The organism is Aliagarivorans marinus DSM 23064 (assembly GCF_000429485.1).
Lineage (GTDB): Bacteria > Pseudomonadota > Gammaproteobacteria > Enterobacterales > Celerinatantimonadaceae > Aliagarivorans > Aliagarivorans marinus.
Genome location: NZ_KE386907.1, coordinates 641,551 through 662,489, shown reverse-complemented (window position 1 = coordinate 662,489; position 20,939 = coordinate 641,551). Strand labels below are relative to the sequence as shown.

At 54.1% G+C, this 20,939-nt stretch carries 18 protein-coding genes; 10 read left to right on the top strand and 8 right to left on the bottom strand.

Features of this window, described 5'->3' with window-relative positions:
• The first annotated feature begins 124 nt into the window (after positions 1 to 124).
• The gene (locus G461_RS25650) at positions 125 to 568 is read left to right on the top strand and encodes a DUF5329 family protein (RefSeq protein WP_051333655.1); all 444 of its coding nucleotides are present in this window, start codon (positions 125 to 127) and stop codon (positions 566 to 568) included.
• Positions 569 to 603: 35 nt separating this feature from the next.
• Here G461_RS25650 and G461_RS0117420 read toward each other — a convergent pair whose 3' ends face one another.
• Positions 604 to 1,926, bottom strand: a complete 1,323-nt coding sequence (locus tag G461_RS0117420) for a sodium/glutamate symporter (RefSeq protein WP_026972800.1) — start codon at positions 1,924 to 1,926, stop codon at positions 604 to 606.
• A 252-nt stretch (positions 1,927 to 2,178) separates the two neighbouring features.
• A complete protein-coding gene (locus G461_RS0117415; protein ID WP_026972799.1) occupies positions 2,179 to 2,637 on the bottom strand; it encodes a SulA-like leucine-rich domain-containing protein in 459 nt (152 codons plus the stop codon).
• A 372-nt stretch (positions 2,638 to 3,009) separates the two neighbouring features.
• Between G461_RS0117415 and fbp the strand changes: the two genes are divergently transcribed.
• Positions 3,010 to 4,029, top strand: a complete 1,020-nt coding sequence (fbp, locus tag G461_RS0117410; RefSeq protein WP_026958712.1) for a class 1 fructose-bisphosphatase — start codon at positions 3,010 to 3,012, stop codon at positions 4,027 to 4,029.
• Position 4,030: 1 nt separating this feature from the next.
• Here fbp and G461_RS25645 read toward each other — a convergent pair whose 3' ends face one another.
• Positions 4,031 to 4,816, bottom strand: coding sequence for a DUF1853 family protein (locus G461_RS25645; RefSeq protein ID WP_051333654.1), 786 nt, complete (start codon positions 4,814 to 4,816; stop codon positions 4,031 to 4,033).
• 133 nt (positions 4,817 to 4,949) lie between these two features.
• Between G461_RS25645 and G461_RS25980 the strand changes: the two genes are divergently transcribed.
• The 3 genes from G461_RS25980 (at position 4,950) to G461_RS0117390 (ending at position 6,341) form a co-directional block, all read left to right on the top strand.
• On the top strand, positions 4,950 to 5,153 hold the full coding sequence (locus G461_RS25980; protein WP_035477353.1) for a DUF2517 family protein: 204 nt from the start codon (positions 4,950 to 4,952) through the stop codon (positions 5,151 to 5,153).
• 115 nt (positions 5,154 to 5,268) lie between these two features.
• Positions 5,269 to 6,024, top strand: coding sequence for a Nif3-like dinuclear metal center hexameric protein (locus G461_RS0117395; RefSeq protein ID WP_026972797.1), 756 nt, complete (start codon positions 5,269 to 5,271; stop codon positions 6,022 to 6,024).
• Between the two features lie 125 nt (positions 6,025 to 6,149).
• The gene (locus G461_RS0117390) at positions 6,150 to 6,341 is read left to right on the top strand and encodes a bacterioferritin-associated ferredoxin (protein ID WP_026958715.1); all 192 of its coding nucleotides are present in this window, start codon (positions 6,150 to 6,152) and stop codon (positions 6,339 to 6,341) included.
• 33 nt (positions 6,342 to 6,374) lie between these two features.
• On the opposite strand, the gene G461_RS0117385 is transcribed toward G461_RS0117390, so the two are convergent.
• Genes G461_RS0117385 through cdd form a run of 3 tightly spaced genes read right to left on the bottom strand, consistent with a single transcriptional unit; the run spans position 6,375 to position 9,756 of the window.
• The gene (locus G461_RS0117385; protein WP_026972796.1) at positions 6,375 to 7,712 is read right to left on the bottom strand and encodes a hypothetical protein; all 1,338 of its coding nucleotides are present in this window, start codon (positions 7,710 to 7,712) and stop codon (positions 6,375 to 6,377) included.
• A complete protein-coding gene (gene purT, locus G461_RS0117380; protein ID WP_026972795.1) occupies positions 7,709 to 8,887 on the bottom strand; it encodes a formate-dependent phosphoribosylglycinamide formyltransferase in 1,179 nt (392 codons plus the stop codon). Before purT ends, G461_RS0117385 begins: the two co-directional genes overlap by 4 nt.
• A 17-nt stretch (positions 8,888 to 8,904) precedes the next feature.
• Positions 8,905 to 9,756, bottom strand: a complete 852-nt coding sequence (gene cdd / locus G461_RS24645; RefSeq protein ID WP_051333653.1) for a cytidine deaminase — start codon at positions 9,754 to 9,756, stop codon at positions 8,905 to 8,907.
• A 211-nt stretch (positions 9,757 to 9,967) separates the two neighbouring features.
• Here cdd and G461_RS24640 point away from each other — a divergent pair, with 211 nt between their 5' ends.
• Positions 9,968 to 11,713, top strand: coding sequence for a glycoside hydrolase family 36 protein (locus G461_RS24640; protein WP_051333652.1), 1,746 nt, complete (start codon positions 9,968 to 9,970; stop codon positions 11,711 to 11,713).
• A gap of 51 nt (positions 11,714 to 11,764) precedes the next feature.
• Here the strand turns inward: G461_RS24640 and G461_RS25640 are convergent, their stop codons facing one another.
• Both G461_RS25640 and sbcB read right to left on the bottom strand, forming a co-directional pair.
• Positions 11,765 to 12,316, bottom strand: a complete 552-nt coding sequence (locus G461_RS25640; protein ID WP_026972794.1) for a hypothetical protein — start codon at positions 12,314 to 12,316, stop codon at positions 11,765 to 11,767.
• Positions 12,317 to 12,613: 297 nt separating this feature from the next.
• A complete protein-coding gene (gene sbcB, locus G461_RS0117360) occupies positions 12,614 to 14,026 on the bottom strand; it encodes an exodeoxyribonuclease I (protein ID WP_157360355.1) in 1,413 nt (470 codons plus the stop codon).
• Between the two features lie 160 nt (positions 14,027 to 14,186).
• On the opposite strand from sbcB, the gene G461_RS0117355 reads away from it, so the two are divergent.
• The 4 genes from G461_RS0117355 (at position 14,187) to G461_RS0117340 (ending at position 20,732) form a co-directional block, all read left to right on the top strand.
• Positions 14,187 to 15,224: an HD domain-containing phosphohydrolase gene (locus G461_RS0117355; RefSeq protein WP_026972792.1), complete on the top strand. Its 1,038-nt coding sequence runs from the start codon at positions 14,187 to 14,189 to the stop codon at positions 15,222 to 15,224.
• 123 nt (positions 15,225 to 15,347) lie between these two features.
• Positions 15,348 to 16,382, top strand: a complete 1,035-nt coding sequence (gene pyrC / locus G461_RS0117350; RefSeq protein WP_026972791.1) for a dihydroorotase — start codon at positions 15,348 to 15,350, stop codon at positions 16,380 to 16,382.
• A gap of 192 nt (positions 16,383 to 16,574) precedes the next feature.
• Positions 16,575 to 20,417: an ATP-dependent RNA helicase HrpA gene (gene hrpA / locus G461_RS0117345; RefSeq protein WP_245587188.1), complete on the top strand. Its 3,843-nt coding sequence runs from the start codon at positions 16,575 to 16,577 to the stop codon at positions 20,415 to 20,417.
• On the top strand, positions 20,418 to 20,732 hold the full coding sequence (locus G461_RS0117340; RefSeq protein WP_035480496.1) for an Rdx family protein: 315 nt from the start codon (positions 20,418 to 20,420) through the stop codon (positions 20,730 to 20,732).
• Positions 20,733 to 20,939 lie beyond the last annotated feature (207 nt).

Genomic DNA, 20,939 nt, shown 5'->3' with positions numbered 1-20,939 from the left:
TCCATTAGCTAATATACTGTCAATTAAGGAAAATCATAGCTAATAACGTATGCTCCACACAAGCGACACGTTACGTTAACGTCTTGTAAACGATACCAGTTTGAGCATTACTTTCGGAAGATTTATGGAACGGCGACAATTCACAGAGGTTTTTGTTGTTTTTTGCAGTTTTTGCCTGATATGCGTATCAGGCCTTCTTCGCGCTGAATCCTCAACCGACGAGGCCACTTACCGCTGGCAACAAGAGCTGAACAAGATCGAGTTTTTACTTGAGGCGGTGGAGCAAAATCCCCATGGCTTTATTCGCAACGGCACGCAATATGACGGAGCAGAGGCTGCGGCCCATTTGCGTATGAAGCTTAAGCGCGCGCAAAACTGGTGGTTTGCGCCGCCCAAAGAGCAATGGAGCGTAGAGCTGTTCATCGACAAAGTAGCCAGCGGCTCCAGCATCAGCGGCAAGCCTTATTTAGTGAAAGATGCCCAAGGGCAGGTCCATCCTTCGGGCGAGTGGCTAAGACAGCGCTTAGCCGAGTACGAGCAAGGCGCTGATAGCCTTGCCCGTGAGTGATGGCGGAAGAGTAATGGCGGAAACGAGGTGAGAGATTAGCCCTGTTTGGGCAGGACAAAACGCCAGATGCCCAGCACGACAGTGATGTAGCTTGCAGCGACCGCAAAGGCCAGCCAGTGATAGCCCGACACCATTGCCAGTGGCATCAGCGAGATCACGAAGATATCGGTGATTGAGCCGGGTACGTAGGCAATGGCGTAATCATCCAGCACCTTGCTGCGCATTTTCGGGTCGACGATACGCAGCAATGCAATCCCCATCGCGACCGTGCCGGTGAGCCAGCCCCAGCTAAAGATGCCTTTCTCGAACCAACCTTTGCCCAAGATCTTCGGGGCAACCCACAGGATCAAGAACAGGGTAAAGCTGATACCACCAAGCATCAGCACCACCATCGGCAGCAGGTAGTTCGCCAGTACCATCACCTGAATCGAGGAGATGCCAAATACGATCAGGTAGTCGGTGCTGCAGCCACTGGCGTGATTAAACACCTTGTCGCACAGGTAGTTAGCACTGCCGGTGAGCTGAGCAATACGGCGAACTAACATGCCACCGATAAAGCCGGTCACGAAGGTGGGGATCTGTACCTTGGGGTGAAATGATGACAAGTACTCGCCAGAGAGATAGGCAAACGCAGTCACCGCGGCCACCATCGCGAGATGCACAGCAAAGCTGTCGACTGACAACGATGACATGGTTTCGGTCATCACTGCCTGCTGCTTTTCAGGCTCAATCAGGCCACGGCGCTGGTAGCGGTCCATCTGCTCGAAGCTGGCGAAGTTGTCGATAAGACCCAGCTTTAACGCTAATTGCAGCAGCAACATGCCCAGAATAATCGCGATAAAGATGCCGGCGGTGGCAAAGCTCAAGCATAGAGTCAGAGCATCTTCCCAGCCCAGATCGCCAAAGATCTCACCAACCACCACCGAGGTGCCGTGTCCACCCATAAAGCCGGACGACATGACCAGACCAAAGCCCGAATTCAGCTCAGGCCAGATAAAGGTTGCCAAGAACAAACCGAACAGGGCGGCAAACATCCACTGGGAAACGGTGGCAATCTGATTGAAGGCCCACAAGCTGCCGGCGCGGTTTGCAACCTGGCTGGGAGAGGGGATATCAGTGGCCAAACCCAGTGAGCAGAACAGTACCGTGGTCAGTAGGCCCGCATTGCTGCCAAAGCTGCCACTCCAGGGCAGGATGTCCAGACTGGAAGGCCCTAAAGCCAGGCCGATGATCCCGGCAATCACGGCAGAAGGCAGATAGAAGCGCTGCAGTAAGCGGCTGTGAACTCGTATAACTTTCCCTAGTAACAACAAGCATCCCGCAATGGCAAAGTCATTTAACATTAGCCAATTGGTCATGATAGTTACTCTTTGTTTGTATTGATGCGCGAGGAGTTAGCAGCAGAGTTAGACGGTAGTTACCGATACAAATACCGATAGGCGGAGCGCTGCTCTGGCGCAAAAAGGCGGCGATACTAGCACAAAGGATTAGGAATCAAAATAGCATCACGTTGAGTATCTAAATGCTCAACAGCATAAAACAAAAGCGCCACTTGGGCGCTTTTGTCGTTTGAACTCGTTGTATGCTCGTGAAGCCAGTGAATACGTACGCTACTGGAAGCTAGGAGCTGCGAACACAAAGCCGCGACAGTCTCCGTCGGAGGCGGCCTGCTCTAGCTCTTCTGCGTCATAGCTGGAGCGTTTGTCTAGCCACGCCAGCACCGCTGAGTTGTTACCGCTTTGGCAGGCGCTCACAAACACCTTCTCAACATTGTTGGTATTCACCGCATCTACAACCAGTACTTTGTTTGGGTCGATGCCCCAACGCTCTAAGCTTTGCTTACTAGGTACAAAGTGCGGCGCAATCAGGGTGATCCAACGATGCTGACGGCTCAATACGGCTAAGCGGCAGAGCAACAGTTTCTTTTGTTTGTCGTCGGGTGAGTAGGGTAAGAACTGGACCTGGCTGCGGGAGAGTTGCCCGCTATGAGATGTTGGAGTAGCAATCTTGAATTCAGACCAGTAAGGGTTCAGTTTTACGGTGTTCAAGCTATATGCAGTTGCAGCCATGGTTCTATCTCCTTGCCAATCGTTGGCGAATGAAACGGTGCCTACCAGTTGTTACTCGATTAAGTGTTACTCGGTTAAATTCTTGCTATTTACCAGTGCTGTATGCGACGCGTTGCTGATTGCTCGCCGCGGTACGGTTTGGTTGCTGAATCTGCCGACGTTGAGATTGGCTGACTCCTGAACCTGTACAGTACCTGTATACATAAACACTGTATGGGTAAACAGTATACTGTGTGTTTATACAGGTCAAGACTAAAATAGGATTTTTTTTGAACAATTTCCGTTCTAGCATTAACCAATAAGGCAGTGCACAATGTCGTAAAGCCTGAAAAGGTTTTCATAAAACAAAATCATCAGTACTAGGGAAGGGGTATGATTACACTCGGCGAATACATCATAGAAAAACAACACCAATATCCAAATGCCACCGGCGAGCTTACTCAGCTACTGGGCGCGATCCGCTTAGCGTCAAAAGTCGTCAACAGGGAGATCAACAAGGCCGGTTTAGTCGATATTATCGGTACCACAGGGGTGGAAAACGTACAGGGCGAGACCCAGCAAAAGCTCGACTTGTACGCTAATGAAGTTTTTAAACAGGCCTTGGAAGCACGCGGTGAAGTATGCGGCGTGGCCTCAGAAGAAGAAGACTGTTTTGTTAGCTTCGACAGCCAGCGAGCGATTAACAGTAAATATGTGGTGCTGATGGACCCGCTTGATGGCTCCTCCAACATTGATGTGAATGTGTCAGTGGGAACGATTTTTTCCATCTATCGCCGTCTTAGCCCGCCGGGAACGCCAGCCATTGCAGAGGACTTTCTTCAGCCCGGCGTGAAGCAGGTTGCTGCCGGTTACGTGGTGTATGGCTCGTCCACCATGTTGGTTTATACCACCGGACATGGCGTGCATGGCTTTACCTGCGACCCTTCACTGGGTGTGTTCTACCTATCCCACGAGAAGATGAAGATCCCCCAAGAAGGCAACATCTTGTCGATTAACGAAGGTAACTATCTAAAATTCCCCGATGGCGTGAAAAAGTACCTGAAGTTCTGTCAGGAGATTGACCCAGATACCTCCCGCCCTTATACCTCGCGCTATATCGGCTCGCTGGTATCGGATTTTCACCGCAACCTGATTAAAGGTGGCATCTACATCTACCCCTCTACCGCTTCGGCCCCCAAAGGTAAGCTGCGTTTACTCTATGAGTGCAACCCCATGGCATTCTTGATTGAGCAAGCGGGCGGTAAGGCGAGTGACGGCTTCCGTCGAATCCTGGAAATTCAGCCCAGCGAGCTGCATCAACGGGTGCCGTTCTTCTGCGGTAGTACTTCGATGGTGGATAAGGTCGAAAGCCTGATGGAGCAGTACTCTGCCGATCATCGCGACTTTAGCTAGCTTAACGGCCCTTGGCGGCTGCTAGCCAGCCGTCGGGGCAGACAAACAGGCGCGCTTGGGTTTGCTTATGCACTAACTGTATTGGCCGGCTTAGTGCGCCACCTACCAGCTCTTCAGTATTTTTCTCAACACTTCCCTTAGCCGATAACCAATCCTGCTTGCCTATCGCCTGCCACTGCGTGGTGTCAAATCGCGCCCGCCAATCGGCGTATTCACACCATTGATGCTCGCTTGATTGCGCTTGCCACGGCGAGAACAGATAGCCACATAGCAGCATTCTTTGCTTGAACTGGTAGTGCCGGTAGGGGGCAATCTCAGCTTGCAGCTGCGGGTGTCGGATCAGTGGCAGTTGCTTGAGGAGTAACTTGCTGAGCTTGTTGCTCAGTCTGTCTTGTTGGTTGGGGCCTAGGTAATCATAGATACGCGCATTGGCGCAAGTTGCCAAGTAGAACTTCACCGCCAGTTCCCAGTGCTCAAGGCATTGCTGCTGATGATTAATCACCACAAAATCGATGGCGCCAATCGTGCGTCCACCCTCAACGATGGCCCGGTTGTCGATAAGCAGTTCCCACTCGGGGTGCAAGGCAATCAGCTGTCGCCAACACGCCTCAAAGTACAGGCCCAAGCGCTTGATCTGCGGGCGCGGCGTATTGTGCAAAGTGGATACATCCAGCTCTTCACGCCAGCGCTGATAAAACCCGCTGTCGGCCAAGTAAGGGGCTGGATGGGGCAGTAGTCGAGGTGGCTCAAGACACCAACTCAAATCCCGGGTGAAGTAATCACTCATGTTTCTCTAATGTTAACAAATTTACAAAAACACAAACTTAACAAGCGGTATTGGTGATTATTTCGCTAATTTTGTAGTTAAGTTACGTACCTTGGGGTAATATCTTCTGGTCAAACCAGTAGGAGTTACCCTAATGACTAAATCATTTTCTGCTCTTTCGATCGTGTCACGCCGCGTTGGACTGGTATCACTAGGGATTGTCTCGTTTCCATTCGTTGCAATGGCAGGTCTGCGCAAGCCGTTTTACAGCTTTATCCACCGTCAATGGATTAAGCGTAACGACAAGCCAAGCTGGCTGCAGCAAGCTGAAAAATCGGTAGAACACATCCTATTCTAAGCCCTTTGCGGCACAGTGGCCGTTATCCAACGGCCACCTTTGATCTTAGCCCGTCATACTAGCTATTCGACCCCTAAGGGTTACAATACGGCAAAATTTACAGTGAGTTTGCCGTATGAAGAACACCCGCCTAGAAAACATTCTCAATCAGCATCTTGAAAGCTTCAAGTTCAAAGACTATTGCCCCAACGGCTTGCAAGTTGAAGGACGCTACAAGCTACAACATATCGTCACTGGTGTGACTGCCTGTCAGGCCTTGATTGATAAGGCGATCGAACTCGATGCCGATGGCATTTTGGTGCATCACGGCTTTTTCTGGAAGAACGAGGCCGAGGTGATTACTGGCATGAAGCGTCGCCGGATCCAGGCCCTGCTTAAGCACGATATCAACCTCTATGCCTATCATCTGCCCTTGGATGTGCACCCAGAGCTCGGTAACAATGCCCAGCTGGCTAAGCGATTAGGCCTTAGCCTAACCCGTGGCTTGGAAGCGTGGGATCCGCGCTCTGTGGCGATGGTGGGCAAGCTAGATGAGCCTGTGTCAGGCCCTGAGTTTGCTGCGCGCATAGAGAAGGTACTGGGTCGCCAACCGCTGCATATCGCCGGGCACGCTGGCGAGCTTAAAAAGGTCGGGATATGCACTGGCGGCGGTCAGAGTTATCTTGGCCTGGCCGCAGAGCAGGGGCTTGATGCCTTTATCAGCGGCGAAATCTCTGAGAACACGGTACATACCGCACGTGAGATGGGTATCGACTATTTTGCTGCTGGCCACCATGCTACCGAACGTTATGGCGTGCAGGCACTGGGCGAGTGGTTGGCGAGCGAGCACAAGCTGCAAGTGACCTATGTGGATATCGATAACCCCGTTTAATGATCTTAAGTATTGAAAATGAGAATGGGTCGCATTAAACTTACCCCTGCTTTGAGTAAAAGCGCCGGGTAACACAGAGCTGAGTCACTGCACTTAGCCACATAGAGTTTAATGCGAGGTTGAGCATGTACGTTTGTCTTTGTAAGGCAATCACCGATAAACAGATCCGCGAAGCGGTGATGGAAGGGCACGATACCCTGACGAAGGTGCGCGAGAAATTAGGCGTGGCATCCGGCTGTGGCAAATGTGCGCGTACTGCTCAACAAGTGATTAACCAAGAGCTGCAGAATCAGCCAAGTTACTACGAAGTCGCTTAAGCCTCTCTCAAGATGAAACGGCCACCCGGCCGTTTAGCTGCGCTTCTCGGCGATAAGCCAATCAAAACCCTTATCGAACCACTCCTGATTCAAACTCTGAACGCCCACTAGGGCCAGTTGCTGCGATAAGCCGGCGGCTTTCTCCACCCACTGTTGCCAGTGGCTATTGAACTCCGGGATCTGCTGGATTTGCAGCCATACATCGAAGGGCAAGGCCACCATATCGAACAGTTCGCTGTTCTCAAAGCTCCGTTCGAGCTGTTTAAAGCCCTGCGGCTCCCACACCAATCGAAAACCAAACTGCTTAAGGCGGATCAGCTCGCCGATGCGCTTGAGGTCGTTTTCCCCTTGGATGATCAGCAACAGGTTTGCATTATGCGCTGCCAAGGCTTGCTCCGGATGGGCGTTGTCGCGAAATGCCCGGCGCACATGCTGCCACGAGCAGGCGGCTGTCATCTCCGGCCGCAACTCTTCCAGTGGCCAGTCCCAATATAGTTGTAGTCCTTTGGCCGGAGGGCCGTAGGCGAAGTAGCGCAGGTAGCCTTTCGGCTTGGCTTGGTGGCGCAAACGGTAACGATAGAGTCGAAACGCGGAGACCGCTACGTGGTTAAGGTGGGTGCCAATCTGCTGTTTGGGCAGATGGTCATAGACCAAAATCCCCAACTGGCGGCATAAAGCCAGATAGCTAGTGAGCAGCGGAGACTGGTAACCGTGGTAGATAAGTAGCGGAGGGCGTGGGTGGATCTGGGCGAAGGCCTCAAACCAATCCACCAAATAGCTATCGTCATCTTCGGCCAGTAACACCATCAGCTGAGATTGCGCCAACATGGTGTTGAACTGTGGCGAAGGCGCCTGCCAAGGAAAGGCTTTAACGTTGCTACGGCCGCGCAGGGTTTGTGCTAGATCGGGTTGGCTTTGCCTTGGCTGGTAGTAGCAGATGGACTTGCTGTTAGCCCAGCTCTGAAACTGTAGCTCGAGGCGCTGCAGCCAGTTGTGGAGCTCTTCTATCAGCTTGTCGGGCTTGGGGCAGTAGATAAAATCGGATACGGCAAAGCGCATGGCAGGCATCGCCGTTAAGAAGATAGAGACTTGGCTGTGCTCGTTAAGACGCCGGGCAAGCTGGGCTTGCTCAGCCACACTGACGGCGTCGGGGTTGATAATAATCCCATCGACACTGGCCAGCAGGTCAGACTGACGGTCTAGGCTGGGCCAGTCATCAAATTGGTGTTCGATTACCTGACGATTAAGAGGCTGAGGCGCGAGCCCCAGCCAGATAAGCTGAGTACGCTCAACTTGCCGTAGTGAGCTGTCCGGCGTTGCTGTCAGCAACGCCAGCTCTTCACTACTTAGCAAATTGGCATAATCATTCATCGATATGTAATGTCCACCTTACTGGCAACGGTTTTCGCCTTCTCAACTGCTTGTTCGATGCTCTCACCCAAGCTTAATGCTACACCCAGACGGCGTTGGCCGTCGATCTCCGGCTTACTGAACAAACGCAGTTGGCTATCATCGAGTTGCAAGGCCTGTTCCAAGTTAGCAAAGCCAATATCTTGACTGCTGCCGTTACCTAGGATCACCGCCGATGCGGCAGGGCCAAATTGGCGGATCTGGCGGATCGGCAAACCCAGTACCGCTTTGGCGTGCAGGGCAAACTCAGACAAGTCCTGAGAAATCAGAGTGACCATGCCGGTATCATGCGGGCGCGGTGATACTTCACTGAAGTAGACCGAATCACCTTTGATAAACAGTTCAACGCCGAACAGGCCATAACCGCCCAGCGCATTAACCACTTTCTCTGCCACTTGCTGTGAGGCGGCCAGCGCTGCGTCAGACATTGCTTGAGGCTGCCAAGATTCGCGGTAGTCGCCATCTTCCTGACGATGACCGATAGGCGCGCAGAAGTGGATACCATCAACCGCGCTTACTGTCAGCAGGGTGATCTCGTAATCGAAGTCGACAAAGCCTTCAACGATCACGCGGCCAGCACCAGTGCGCCCGCCTTCTTGTGAGTATTCCCAAGCAGCATCGGCCTGTTCGGCCTGCTTAATCACGCTCTGGCCTTTGCCCGATGAGCTCATTACTGGCTTCACCACACAAGGCATACCTACTGCATCGATTGCGGCGAGGAACTCTTCTTTAGTATCGGCAAAGCGATAGTTAGAGGTGGGCACCTCCAGCTCTTCAGCGGCCAGGCGGCGAATGCCTTCGCGGTCCATGGTCAGGTGGGTGGCACGTGCGGTAGGGGTCACGCCGTAGCCTTTGGCTTCAAGCTCTAGCAAGGCACTGGTGGCAATGGCTTCAATCTCAGGGACGATGTGCTGAGGACGCTCTTTTTCAACCAGCGCGGTCAGGGCATCGGCATCGAGCATATCGATAACATAGCTACGATGGGCGACATGCATCGCCGGTGCGTTGGGGTAACGGTCAACGGCGATCACTTCAACGCCGTAGCGCTGTAGTTCGATGGCAACTTCCTTGCCCAGCTCACCAGAGCCGAGAAGCATGACTTTAGTAGCTGAAGCGCAAAGCGCGGTACCTAGCATAGGTGGAACTCCAAAGTTTAGTCGTAGTGGTGGATCTCAAGGCTAATGCCTTGCTGGTGTTGGCAGAATTGCTCTAACTCTGCCTGATAAGAAAACATTTGCTCGGCCGGCTCCCACAACTCAATGGCATCAACTTCAGACAAATCGTAGTCCTGAAGGCGCAGCTGAGAGAGCAGACTCAGTAGCGGAGACAATGAGGGGTTATAGGCCGCATTCTCCATGTAATAACTCAAGGCTAGCTGTTTGTCGCCGATTCGAGCGGTAAGTGCACTTTTGACCCCGGTGTAAGGCGAATAGCTGGCTTTCGCAGCTTGCTCTCCGCTAACTGGGCTTGGGCTGGCCGGGCATAGTCCATCTTCGATACCCAGATCGCACGGGCCGAAAGCTTGCGGTAGTACCTCGCCAAACGGGAACTGCTGCTGGGAAAAAATCAGGGTTAGATCTGGCGCGCAGCCTAGCTCTTGGATGAACTGACGGCACAGCCCGCAGGGGGCGGCATTGATTACCAAGCAGCGCAGTGGCTTATCTTGGTGGCTGTAGGCATTGAAAATCGCCGACTGCTCGGCATGCAGCGAGCCATTTAGCGAGCCGTAATCCAGCTCATAGTTGGCACCAAAGTAAAGTTCATCGCCTTTAGTGACTGCGATAGCACCAACATGAAAATTGGAACGGGGAGCAACCGAGAACTGGGCAACCAGCGGAAGCATGGCTTCGGCTAACTGCTCGAGGGTACAGCTTAACTGTTGGCAGAGCTGCTCACCTTGTTGTTTGCTGAGGAAGGCCGGCAACTTAATCTGCGAGTCGTCGCAGTTCAGGATCTGGCGTAATGCACCTTCCATGGCACTTTTTTCTGGGAGCGTATTTGACATAGCGTGGTTCCTTGATGTGACTTCACTCAACGATGCCTTGGTATATTTGATGGGTAGCAGCGGCTAAGGCCCACGGTAATCGACAAGATTAACTGCTTTGTGTTGGCATCTTGGCAGGAAGTATACCTTTTTTCACGTCGGTTTTACTTGGAATTTGCACGCTTACATACGATGCTAGCGCTATCCAAATATCCTGAGTTTCTACCTGTATATGTACACCCAATCGAAGGCCTTGGCCGAAGTGCGTAGCTGGCGCCAGCATCATCCTGACTATTTGCTTACACATCAATGGTTTGATAACTGCTGCCAGGTTCGGATAGATAATCTTGCCGATACTGGTCGCCGCCCCGGTGAGCTGATTTTGTTCAATGGCCGTCTGCCCGAGCACCGTAACCTGTATATGGAAGGGTGGCAGATGCTAGCGCAAAGCTTGGGCAATTCGGCAGCTCTAGAGGATGTCGGGCGCTGCCCCGATAACCAAAGCTATCGCTTGGCCAGCGGCGCTGGTGCTAAGCGTGGCTATAACCTGCTGCTGCTTGAGGGGGATGAGGGCTACTGCCTGATCGGTTTTGCCTCCTGCCTGCGTTTTGCCGGGTTCTTCGATGTCTACCCGGATGGAACAGTCGCTATCGGTATGGACGCGGAGCAATTGGCGTTTGCCCCGCGCAGCTACTGGTTGAGTGAGGCGATAGTGGTGCTGGCCGGCCCTGAGCGCGAAGCTTTACTCAGCGAGTTTGCCCAGCAAATTCAACAGCATCACCCGCAACTGCCGGTCGCCAAGTCGCCCACTGGCTGGTGCTCGTGGTATCACTACTATGCCGATGTGAGCGAGCAAGATGTGCGCGAGAACCTGCAACAGATGCAACAGAGCGATATGGACTATCTGCTTATCGACGATGGCTACCAAGCCTTTATGGGCGATTGGCTAAGCCCGTCCGATAAGTTTGCGGCGGGCGGCAAAGCCCTCTGTCAGCAGATCGCCTTGCAAGGCAAGCAGCCTGCTATCTGGCTAGCGCCGTTTATTGCCCAGCCAGAATCGCAGTTGTTCCGCGACCACCCCGATTGGTTTGTCAAAGGCGATGACGGTCAGCCTCTGGCAGCCGAACTGGTGACCTACGGCGGTTGGCGCTGTACGCCATGGTATGTGTTGGATACCACCCAAGCCGGGCCGCGCGACTATCTGCGCTCGGTGTTTCGCGAGATGCGCGAACAATGGGGCGTGCGCTACTTCAAGCTCGATGCGCTCTACTGGGGCGTACTGCCGGGCGGGTATCGCGCCGATGCAAGCAAAAGCCGTATCGAAGCTTTTCGATTGGGCATGCAAGCCATGCTCGAAGGCGCAGGTGAAGACAGCTTTATCCTTGGCTGTAACGCCGCATTTTGGCCGAGCTTAGGTCTGGTGCACGGCATGCGCATTGGTGATGATGTGGAGCGCAATCGCGGTCGCTTTGCTCAGATCGCCAAGGAGTGTTTCCTGCGTAACTGGCAACATCAGCAGCTGTGGCAGAACGACCCTGATTGCATCACCTTGAGCGATATTCCCGGACAAAACACCGACAGTCGCGCCTACAACTGGCACCGCGTCAGCCTAATGGCCAGTAGCGGCCTGATGTTCTCCGGCGATCGCTTAGCCAATCTGCAGCCAGTGCAGTGGGACACCTTGAATACACTGATAAGCGCGCAGTTGGCACCTGCTCAGTTCCACGACTTGAGTTTGGCCACCGCGGTGCAGTATCAGCTTGGTGAAGCGCAGGGTAAGCCCCAACATTCGCATAGCCAACCAGAGCATGCCTACTTCTTTAACTGGCAGGGCGATACCCAAGAGCTAACCCAGCGTTTGGAAGGGCAATGGCAGGTGTTGTGGGGCGACGACGATGCGCTATTCACGCAAGAAAATGGTGAAGTTCGCGCTACGCTTGCCGGGCACAGTGCGTTGCTCTTACAAAGAAAGAGTTAATACAAACGAGTTGTAAAGAGTGGGTTAGCGCTGAGTGTTAGAGCTGCCAGCCTAAAACTTCATATCCAAGCCCAGTACGAAACGGCTGTCGCCGTAACCGGGAATATCGTGGCTGGAGATCATCGAGCGCAGATTAACGCTGGGGCTAAGCGGTGTCATAAAGCCTAGCCCGACACCGATATTGGTTTTGTCCATCTTATAGGCCAATTGGCGCTCGGCGATGTCGTAGTAGACCGAATCGCGTCCCATGGCGCGATAGGCGCTATAACGCGGGTCATGTAGCTGGGCGAACAGCTCTAGTTGGTAACCTTCCAGCGGAGTTTGAGCAACTGGGATCCCCACCACATCGTAGAGCTCGGTGTCATCGAAAAAGCTGTTGGTTAGGGTGGGGGTGAAATCGGTTTTTTCGTAGGCTTTTTGGAAGGCTGCATAAAAGGTGCGGAACGGTTTGTCGCCTATGCGCAGGAAGGTGGATTGCCAGATATGAAAGTAGGGCTTGTCGACCTCTTGTGGGTCAACGCCTGGTGCTTCGGCGGCGCTTAGTGAGAGACTCAACGGGGCGGTAAGTAATACCAGTACGCTAAGCCAGAGTTTGCTGTTCATTGTGTTAACCGTTGCTCCTTGCTGTCCCTTCCATGGGCCCATCGATCAGTGTATGGACTGGCAGGCTGGTTAACGAGATTTTTTTGTTAAATTACGTTATTTACTGTAAGAATTTTGTGCTGGCTCACGATCTTCTGGCACTACTGAGTTTTCTAATCACTTGTTTGCGGTGGATCTACGAGCGGGGAAGGGGGCACAGAATGAGCCAGTTAGCGAAATGAACGGGTGATCAAGGCTACCCGCTCGCCCCAACAATTGGTTAAGTCGCACCAATTGCGGGACTGCGAAAATGATGATTTATAACTGCTGAATGTACTGGTAGACCTGTTTGAGGATGGTCATTTTCTTTTGGTCGTTGGCGTGCTCAAGGCTCAGTTGCTCCAGCTCTGGCAGTACCTTGCTAGCCTGTTGTTGCAGGCTGTGTTCGCGGTGGCTTTGCCATTCACGCAGCTCGCTCTCGTTTAACAGCTCGGGGTAGTTACGCCCCTTGTAGCGCAGCAATAGCCGGTTAAGTCGTGCATCGTCGAACTGGAACTGTTCGCGGGTGATCAACTGCGGATCGCTGCTGCGCACCAACTCCATCAGTTTTTTGTCGGCATTACCTACAAATCCGCGGTAGAGGGCGGTATCCGGGTTGTCATCATCGTTAAACTCTCGCTCAATCGCATACATGGCGATCAGCTTCTCGCGTACTTCGGCTGCATGGGGCGTTAGCAGGTTCAAGCTTTGGCGACACTGCTGCGCTGATACACCGAGCGCTTCGGCGCGATCTGGTGTCAGGCTTTTGGCCGGGGCGACAAATGGGCTCTTGTTGCTGTGAATGAGCTTAACCGGCACCCGGCTTTGGCCTTCTTCTAACTCAGCGCGCGGGGTGTAAAGCCGCTCATGCAACTGCTCGGGGCTGAGATCTAGCAGTACTTGAGCATCTTGGTTGAGATCGACTGCCATCATCGCGTTGCTGTTTTGCGGATGCCAGGCCAGCGGCAGCATCCAGCTTACACAGCCTTGAGCAGCGCCAAACATGCCCGATACATGCACAATCGGCTTGAAGTTAATCAGGTCAAACTGCTCGGCTACCTTGCGCTTGTTGCGCAGCTCTAAATAGAAGTCGAACAGGCGCGGTTGGGCTTTTTTCAGCAGCTTGGCCAAATCGATGGTTGCCTGCACATCAGATAACGCATCGTGGGCGTTGGCGTGGCCCAACTCATTGGCTGCGGTAAGCAATTCTAAGCGAAAGCTCGGCAGACCATCTTCATTCTCTGGCCACTCAATGCCCTCGGGGCGCAGGGCGTAACAGGCGCGCACCAAATCAATCACATCCCAGCGCGAGTTGCCTTGTTGCCATTCGCGGGCATAGGGATCGAAGAAGTTGCGGTACAAGGTGTAGCGGGTCACCTCGTCATCGAAGCGAATACTGTTGTAGCCAACGCCACAGGTACCCGGTTCAGAAAAGGCTTGGTTCACCTTGTTGATAAACTCGGCTTCCACCAAGCCTTTGCTCATGGCGATTTGCGGGCTAATTCCGGTCACCAAACACGCGCCGGGGTGGGGCATGTAGTCATTCGGTGGCTGGCAGAACCACTCCATCGGCTTGCCGATGGGGTTGAGATCGGCATCGGTGCGAATAGCGGCAAATTGGCAGGGGCGATCCAGGCCCGGATGGGTTCCAAAGGTTTCGTAGTCGTGAAACAGGAAGCTCTGTAGTGTCATTGTTATTGGCTAGCCAGAATTAATTGCTGCAACCCTATCACAAAACATGGATTTTCGCTGCGCTGGCAGGCTTTAACATTTCGGCGAAAATCTTGAGTGTGACCCATACTAACAATGGTTTAAATCGTAAGCTGTTATTGAGTAAGGGATAAAACAACGCATGGACACCAGCAAGGCCAACATTCTGATTGTTGACGACACGCCCGAGAACATTGACGTCATGCTCGGTATTCTAAAACAGGACTACAACTGCCGGGTCGCCCGTGACGGCGAGATGGCGTTAAAGATCTGCGCCAAGGTCAACAACCTCGATCTTATTCTGCTCGATATTATGATGCCGGGGCTCGACGGTTATCAGGTGTGCGAACGGCTAAAAAGCGACCCCATGACCAAGCATATCCCAGTCATTTTTGTTACCGCTAAGATCTCCCCCGAAGATGAAATCCGCGGCTTTGAGCTGGGGGCGGTGGACTACATCGCCAAGCCGGTTAGTCCCCCGTTAGTGAAAGCGCGGGTGAAAACCCATGTGGCGCTGTTCGACCAAAAGCGCGAGCTATCGCGCTTGGTAGACGAGCAAACCCAAACCATTGAAGAAACCCGGATGAAGATCATCCAACGGCTGGGTCGCGCCGCCGAGTACAAAGACGATGATACCGGTATGCACGTTGTTCGCATGGCCCACTACTCCTACATTCTGGCCAAAGCCGCCGGCATGCCAGAAGAGCAGGCGCGTACCCTGCGCGACGCTGCCCCAATGCACGATATCGGCAAGATTGGCATTCCCGACGCCATCTTACAAAAGCCCGGCAAGCTCGATGGCGACGAGTGGGGCACCATGCAGCTGCACGTGGAGATCGGTGGCGAAATTCTTGGTGATGACCCATCAGATTTACTGCAGATGGCGCGCACTGTCGCGCTCACCCACCACGAAAAGTGGAATGGCAAAGGCTACCCCAAAGGCTTAGCCGGTGAAGAGATCCCATTGGTTGGTCGAATTGTCGCCATCGCCGATGTGTTCGACGCGCTGACCTCGCCGCGCCCCTACAAGCAAGCCTGGACGGTGGAGCGTGCTGTTGAGATGTTCAAAGAAGAAGCCGGTGGGCACTTCGACCCAGATCTAATTAAGCTGTTCTTAGATTGCCTGCCCGAAGTATTAGAAGTTAAAGAGCGCTTTGCCGATGAGGCTAAGCACAATTAATTAATGTAGCGCTGACATTCTGTCAGCGCTACAGCGCAGTTATCACCGCGTTTCATTTGGTATAACGCCCTGAATCCGCTAGAATCCGCCTGCCTGTAAAACACATTACCTAGGGGAAGCGCGGTGACCGACACTCTTACCATTACTCGTCCTGACGATTGGCATTTACATCTACGTGATGGAGCGATGCTCGATGTAGCAGCAGAAGCGACCTCGCAGCACTTTGCCCGAGCCATTGTGATGCCGAATCTGGTTCCCCCGGTTACCGAGCTGGAGCACGCTCAGGCTTACGCCGAACGCATCAACGCAGCCGTACCAGCGGGGCGTAACTTCGAGCCGTTGATGACCCTGTATCTGACCGACAACACCACCCCAGAGCTGATTGCCCGCGCAGCAGCCAGCGGTTTGGTGAAGGCCTGTAAGCTTTACCCGGCCAACGCGACCACCAACTCGGCCCACGGCGTGACCGATGTTGAAGCGCTATACCCAACCTTTGAAGCGATGGCTGAGCACGGCCTGCTGCTGTTGGTACACGGTGAAGTGACCCACAATCATATCGATATCTTCGACCGCGAAGCGCAGTTTATCGAAAGCAAGATGGCCAAGCTGGTGGCCGATATGCCACAGCTGAAGATTGTCTGTGAGCACATCACCACCAAAGAAGCGGCTGAATTTGTGATGGCATCTGGCGACAACGTTGCAGCCACCATCACCCCGCAGCACCTGATGTATAACCGTAACCACCTGTTAGCTGGCGGCCTGCGCCCACATAACTACTGCCTGCCAGTACTTAAGCGCGCCACCCACCAAGAGGCCTTGCAAGCAGCGGTTGCCACTGGTACCAACAAGATCTTCCTGGGTACCGACTCAGCGCCTCACCTAAAAGGCGCCAAAGAGAGTTCATGCGGCTGCGCCGGTTGTTACAGCGCGCCAGCGGCGATTGAGCTGTACGCACAGATTTTTGATGAGCTGGGTATTCTGGATAAACTGGAAGCCTTCGCCAGCTTCAATGGCCCAGATTTTTACGGCCTGCCACGTAACACCGACACCATCACCTTGGTGCGTAAAGCCTGGAACATGCCAGAGCAGGTGATGGTAGGAGACGAGCCACTGGTACCGTTCATGGCCGGTGAGCCACTGACCTGGCAGGTTGCCTAAGGTCACTGTATGTTTCGTTAGCCAAGGCTAGCGCTACATCGAACTACCCAAGTTGGTCGCTAAGGCGTGGCTAACTTGGGTTTTGTTGTAATTAGCCGTTTGAAAAATTTCCGAACGCAGCTCCAAGCAACACGTAGTCCAGCAACAACAGTAAGCAAGTAACAACAGCAAGCAAGAGCAAAGAGGTAGATGGTGTCACAGCAGCTTCGTCAGCAGATCAAGCAGTGTATGTCCAAGGATCAGTTTCGTCTGGGGCGCGAGTACAATCGCATTAAATCCTTAGATGCACAGGACGAAGCCGCCGTTAAGTGGCAGCAAAAGCTCGAGCGTTCGCTGGAGCAGGCCCAAGTGCGCCGCGACAGCATCCCCACCATCGATTACCCCGCGCTGCCAGTTGCCGAACAAAAGCAGGCGATTGCCGATGCCATTCGTGACAACCAAGTGGTGATCGTGGCCGGTGAAACCGGCTCGGGAAAGACCACTCAGTTACCGAAGATTTGCTTGGAGCTAGGCCTTGGCGCACAGGGCTTTATTGGCCACACCCAACCACGGCGTTTGGCGGCGCGCAGCGTAGCAGCGCGGATTGCCGAAGAGCTAGACACCCCAATCGGCGAGCTGGTGGGTTATAAGATCCGCTTTAACGACCAAATCAAGCAAGACAGTCTGGTTAAGCTGATGACCGACGGTATGCTGCTGGCCGAGATGCAGCAAGACCGCTTCCTCAGCCAGTATGAAGTGATCATCATCGATGAAGCGCACGAGCGTAGCCTCAACATCGACTTCCTGCTGGGCCTGCTAAAACAGCTATTGCCAAAGCGCCCCGATCTAAAGCTGATTATCACCTCGGCCACCATCGACCCGCAGCGCTTCTCCAAGCACTTTGGCGATGCGCCAATGATTGAAGTGGCCGGTCGCACCTATCCGGTGGAGACCCGCTATCGCCCAGTCGAAGAGTATGCCAATGGCGATATGCTCGAAGGGATTAGCCTGGCGGTGGATGAGCTGTATCGCGAAAAGTCCGGCGATATCCTGATCTTTATGAACGGCGAGCGGGAAATTCGTGATGCGGCGGATTTTCTGAACAAACGCCAGCTACCGAATACCGATATCCTGCCGCTATTCTCGCGCCTCTCCAACGCCGAGCAAAACCGTATCTTCGCCTCGCACCGCGGGCGGCGCATCGTACTGGCCACCAACGTGGCCGAAACCAGTTTGACCGTGCCCGGTATTCGCTATGTGATTGACCCGGGTACTGCACGCATCAGCCGCTACAGTGTGCGCTCCAAGGTGCAGCGCCTGCCGATTGAGGCAATCTCGCAGGCCAGCGCCAACCAGCGTAAGGGCCGTTGTGGCCGTGTCGCCGAAGGTATCTGTATTCGCCTGTACAGCGAGGATGACTTTAACGGCCGCCCGGAGTTTACCGACCCGGAGATCCTGCGCACCAACTTGGCCTCGGTAGTGTTGCAAATGCTGTCGCTGCGCCTTGGCGATATCGAAGCCTTCCCGTTTATCGATGCCCCCGACCAGCGCAACATTAAAGACGGCCTGAACCTGCTCGAAGAGCTGGGCGCGCTGCAAATCAAAGGCAAACAGCGCCAGCTTACCCGCTTGGGCCGCCAGTTGGCCGCCTTCCCGGTGGACCCGCGTTTGGCGCGCATGCTAATTGCCGCCCAGCAGTTTGGCTGTGTCCGTGAGGTGATGGTGATCTGTGCCGCGCTGTCGATTCAAGACCCGCGCGAGCGCCCGCTGGAGAAACAGCAAGCTGCCGATCAGGCCCATGCTGAGTTTAAAGACCCAGATTCGGATTTTATCGCCTTCCTCAAGCTGTGGGACTACCTGCAAGAGCAGCAAAAAGCGCTCAGTAATTCGCAGTTCCGCAAGCTGTGTAAGCAGCGCTTCTTGGCCTATATGCGCTTGCGTGAGTGGCAGGATATCTATAGCCAACTGCGCCTTGTGGTGCGCGAGCTGGGCTTTGCGATTAACGACCAAGCCGCCGACTACGAAGCAATTCATATGTCGATTACCTCTGGCTTGCTGAGTCACTTTGGCTTTAAAGACAAAGAACGTGAGTTCTTGGGCGCACGTAACACCCGTTTCTTGGTGTTCCCCGGCTCGGGCCAAGCCAAGAAGCCGCCTAAGTGGGTGGTGGCCTCGGAGTTGGTGGAAACCTCGCGCCTGTTCGCCCGAAATGTCGCCAAGATCCAACCGGCCTGGCTGGAGAAGCTGGCGCCGCACTTGGTGAATATCAGCCATAGCGAGCCCCATTGGTCGGTCAAGCAGAATGCGGTGATGGCCTATCAGAGCCAGCGCCTGTATGGCGTGACCATTGTCAATCGCCGCTTGGTGAACTTTGGCAACATCGACCCGGTGATGGCGCGCGAGGTGTTTATCCGTAGCGCCCTGGTGGAAGGGTTGTGGCAATGCAAGCAAGACTTCTTTAAGCACAACCAAGGCCTGCTGGGCGAGATTGAAGAATTGGAAGAGCGCCAGCGTCGCCGCGATATCCGGGTGGACGACCAGATCCTGTTCGACTTCTACGCCGAGCGTATCCCCGAGGATATCGTCTCAGTGGCGCACTTTAATCGGTGGTGGAACAAGGCCAGGGTTAAGCAGCCCAAGATGCTGCACTTTGAGCGTGAGATGCTCACCAAGCACGACGCCGAGCACGTCACCGAGAAGGATTACCCAAGCTGCTGGCAGCACGGCAAGATTGCCCTCAAGCTTAGCTACGTGTTTGAGCCAAGCGCCGAAGACGATGGGGTGAGCGTACATGTGCCACTGGCGCTGCTAAACCAGCTCGATTACAACGTGTTCGAGTGGCAAATTCCCGCAATGCGCGAAGAGCTGCTGATCGAGCTAATCCGCGCCTTGCCCAAGAGCCTGCGCCGTAACTTTGTGCCGGCGCCCAACTATGCCCGCGCCGCGTTGGAGTCGATGGGGCTGCCAGAAGGGCGGCTGTTGGAGCAGTTCTCCCGCCAGCTACTGCGCATGACCGGTGTGCGGGTCGAGGTGGATGAGTGGAACTGGCTGGGCGTGCCCAAGCACCTGCGGGTGAACTTTAAGGTTATCAACGAGAAGGGCAAGGTACTGGCCGAGAGCCGCGAGCCAGAGCAGCTACAAGTGAAGCTGCAAAAGCAGGTGAAGCAGACCTTGGCCGAGATGAAGCCCGATGTCAGCTTCGAGCAACAAGCGCTGGAAGATTGGAGCTTTGGCGAGCTGCCCGAGCAGATCACCGAGCAGCGTCAAGGCTACGAAGTTACTGCCTACCCCGCGTTGGTCGACGAGGGCAAGCAGGTATCACTCAAGCTGTTCGACAAGGCCGACGAGGCCCAATGGCAGCAGGCGCGTGGCCTAAGTAAGCTGATTCAGCTTAAAGTGCCATCGCCGATGAAATACCTGCAGCAGCATCTACCGAACAAGGCCAAACTGGGGCTGTACTTTAACCCCTTCGGTAAGGTGGAAACGCTGATCGAAGACTGCTCACTGGCGGTGATTGACGACTTCGCCCAAGGCCAAGATGTGCGCGACCCTAAGGCCTTTGATGCCTTGGTGGAAACCGTGCGTGGCGAGCTGGCTGAGCGCTCGCTGAGCGTGGCCAAAGACGTCGAAACCGTGCTGAGCATGCACCACAAGCTGGCCAAGCAGATGAAAGGCAAGGTCGGCTTTGATCAGGTATTGGCCCACGCCGATATCAAAGCCCAGCTAGGGCAGCTGGTGTTCCGCGGTTTTGTACGCCAAACCGGCGTGGCCGGGCTCAACCATCTGCAGCGCTATATGCGCGCCATCGAGCGCCGCCTTGAGAAGCTGGCGATTGACGCCCATAAAGATCGCCTGATGCTGCAACAGATCCAACAGGCCGATGAGGCCTTTGCCGCGCTTAAGCTGGTGGACTACGACCCGGCCCGTAAAGAGATCAACACCATGATCCAAGAGCTGCGGGTATCGCTATTCGCCCAGCAGCTAGGCACCCAATACCCGATCTCGCTCAAAAGGGTACTCAACCATATCGAACAAGTCAGGAAAGAACGAAGCTAGATGAGTGAACTCAAGGACGACCAACAGCTAAGCGCGGGGGTGAAAACGCCCCGCGTAGAGATCCACTACTGCACACTATGCCGCTGGTTACTGCGCGCCAGCTGGCTCAGCCAAGAACTGCTCTCAACCTTTAGCGATGAGCTGGGGGAGGTGGCCCTTGTTCCTGCCAGCAAGGGCCGTTTTCAGATATTTGTTGAAGGGCAGCAAGTGTGGTGCCGGGTGGCCGATGAAGGCTTTCCGGAGGCTAAGGTGCTTAAGCAGCGGGTACGTGACGTGATTGCGCCCGAGCGGGACTTGGGGCATAGCGATCGATAGAACTTATGGGGAGGTGTTCAGCGATACTCAATGACGCTGAGTACGGCCCATGATAGTTAGCCTCTTTGAGTTGGATAAGTACAAAGGCTAGCGCCGCTAGTTAGAGTTTGGGGCAACAAACACGTTACTTTATTCTGCAAGTCTCTCGATAAGTTAAACAGAGCTAGGTTAGCTTAAACGAGCAGAGTCCTACTGTTACTGGTGTTA

What these genes read in the sequence shown, in the direction of transcription:
- sbcB (WP_157360355.1), bottom strand. Translation starts at nt 14,026, where the DNA reads ATGACACTACAGAGCTTCCTGTTTCACGACTACGAAACCTTTGGAACC.
- G461_RS0117415 (WP_026972799.1), bottom strand. Translation starts at nt 2,637, where the DNA reads ATGGCTGCAACTGCATATAGCTTGAACACCGTAAAACTGAACCCTTAC.
- G461_RS0117340 (WP_035480496.1), top strand. Translation starts at nt 20,418, where the DNA reads ATGAGTGAACTCAAGGACGACCAACAGCTAAGCGCGGGGGTGAAAACG.
- G461_RS25980 (WP_035477353.1), top strand. Translation starts at nt 4,950, where the DNA reads ATGACTAAATCATTTTCTGCTCTTTCGATCGTGTCACGCCGCGTTGGA.
- cdd (WP_051333653.1), bottom strand. Translation starts at nt 9,756, where the DNA reads ATGTCAAATACGCTCCCAGAAAAAAGTGCCATGGAAGGTGCATTACGC.
- G461_RS25645 (WP_051333654.1), bottom strand. Translation starts at nt 4,816, where the DNA reads ATGAGTGATTACTTCACCCGGGATTTGAGTTGGTGTCTTGAGCCACCT.
- G461_RS25650 (WP_051333655.1), top strand. Translation starts at nt 125, where the DNA reads ATGGAACGGCGACAATTCACAGAGGTTTTTGTTGTTTTTTGCAGTTTT.
- G461_RS24640 (WP_051333652.1), top strand. Translation starts at nt 9,968, where the DNA reads ATGTACACCCAATCGAAGGCCTTGGCCGAAGTGCGTAGCTGGCGCCAG.
- G461_RS0117395 (WP_026972797.1), top strand. Translation starts at nt 5,269, where the DNA reads ATGAAGAACACCCGCCTAGAAAACATTCTCAATCAGCATCTTGAAAGC.
- G461_RS0117385 (WP_026972796.1), bottom strand. Translation starts at nt 7,712, where the DNA reads ATGAATGATTATGCCAATTTGCTAAGTAGTGAAGAGCTGGCGTTGCTG.
- G461_RS0117390 (WP_026958715.1), top strand. Translation starts at nt 6,150, where the DNA reads ATGTACGTTTGTCTTTGTAAGGCAATCACCGATAAACAGATCCGCGAA.
- G461_RS25640 (WP_026972794.1), bottom strand. Translation starts at nt 12,316, where the DNA reads ATGAACAGCAAACTCTGGCTTAGCGTACTGGTATTACTTACCGCCCCG.
- G461_RS0117355 (WP_026972792.1), top strand. Translation starts at nt 14,187, where the DNA reads ATGGACACCAGCAAGGCCAACATTCTGATTGTTGACGACACGCCCGAG.
- purT (WP_026972795.1), bottom strand. Translation starts at nt 8,887, where the DNA reads ATGCTAGGTACCGCGCTTTGCGCTTCAGCTACTAAAGTCATGCTTCTC.
- fbp (WP_026958712.1), top strand. Translation starts at nt 3,010, where the DNA reads ATGATTACACTCGGCGAATACATCATAGAAAAACAACACCAATATCCA.
- G461_RS0117420 (WP_026972800.1), bottom strand. Translation starts at nt 1,926, where the DNA reads ATGACCAATTGGCTAATGTTAAATGACTTTGCCATTGCGGGATGCTTG.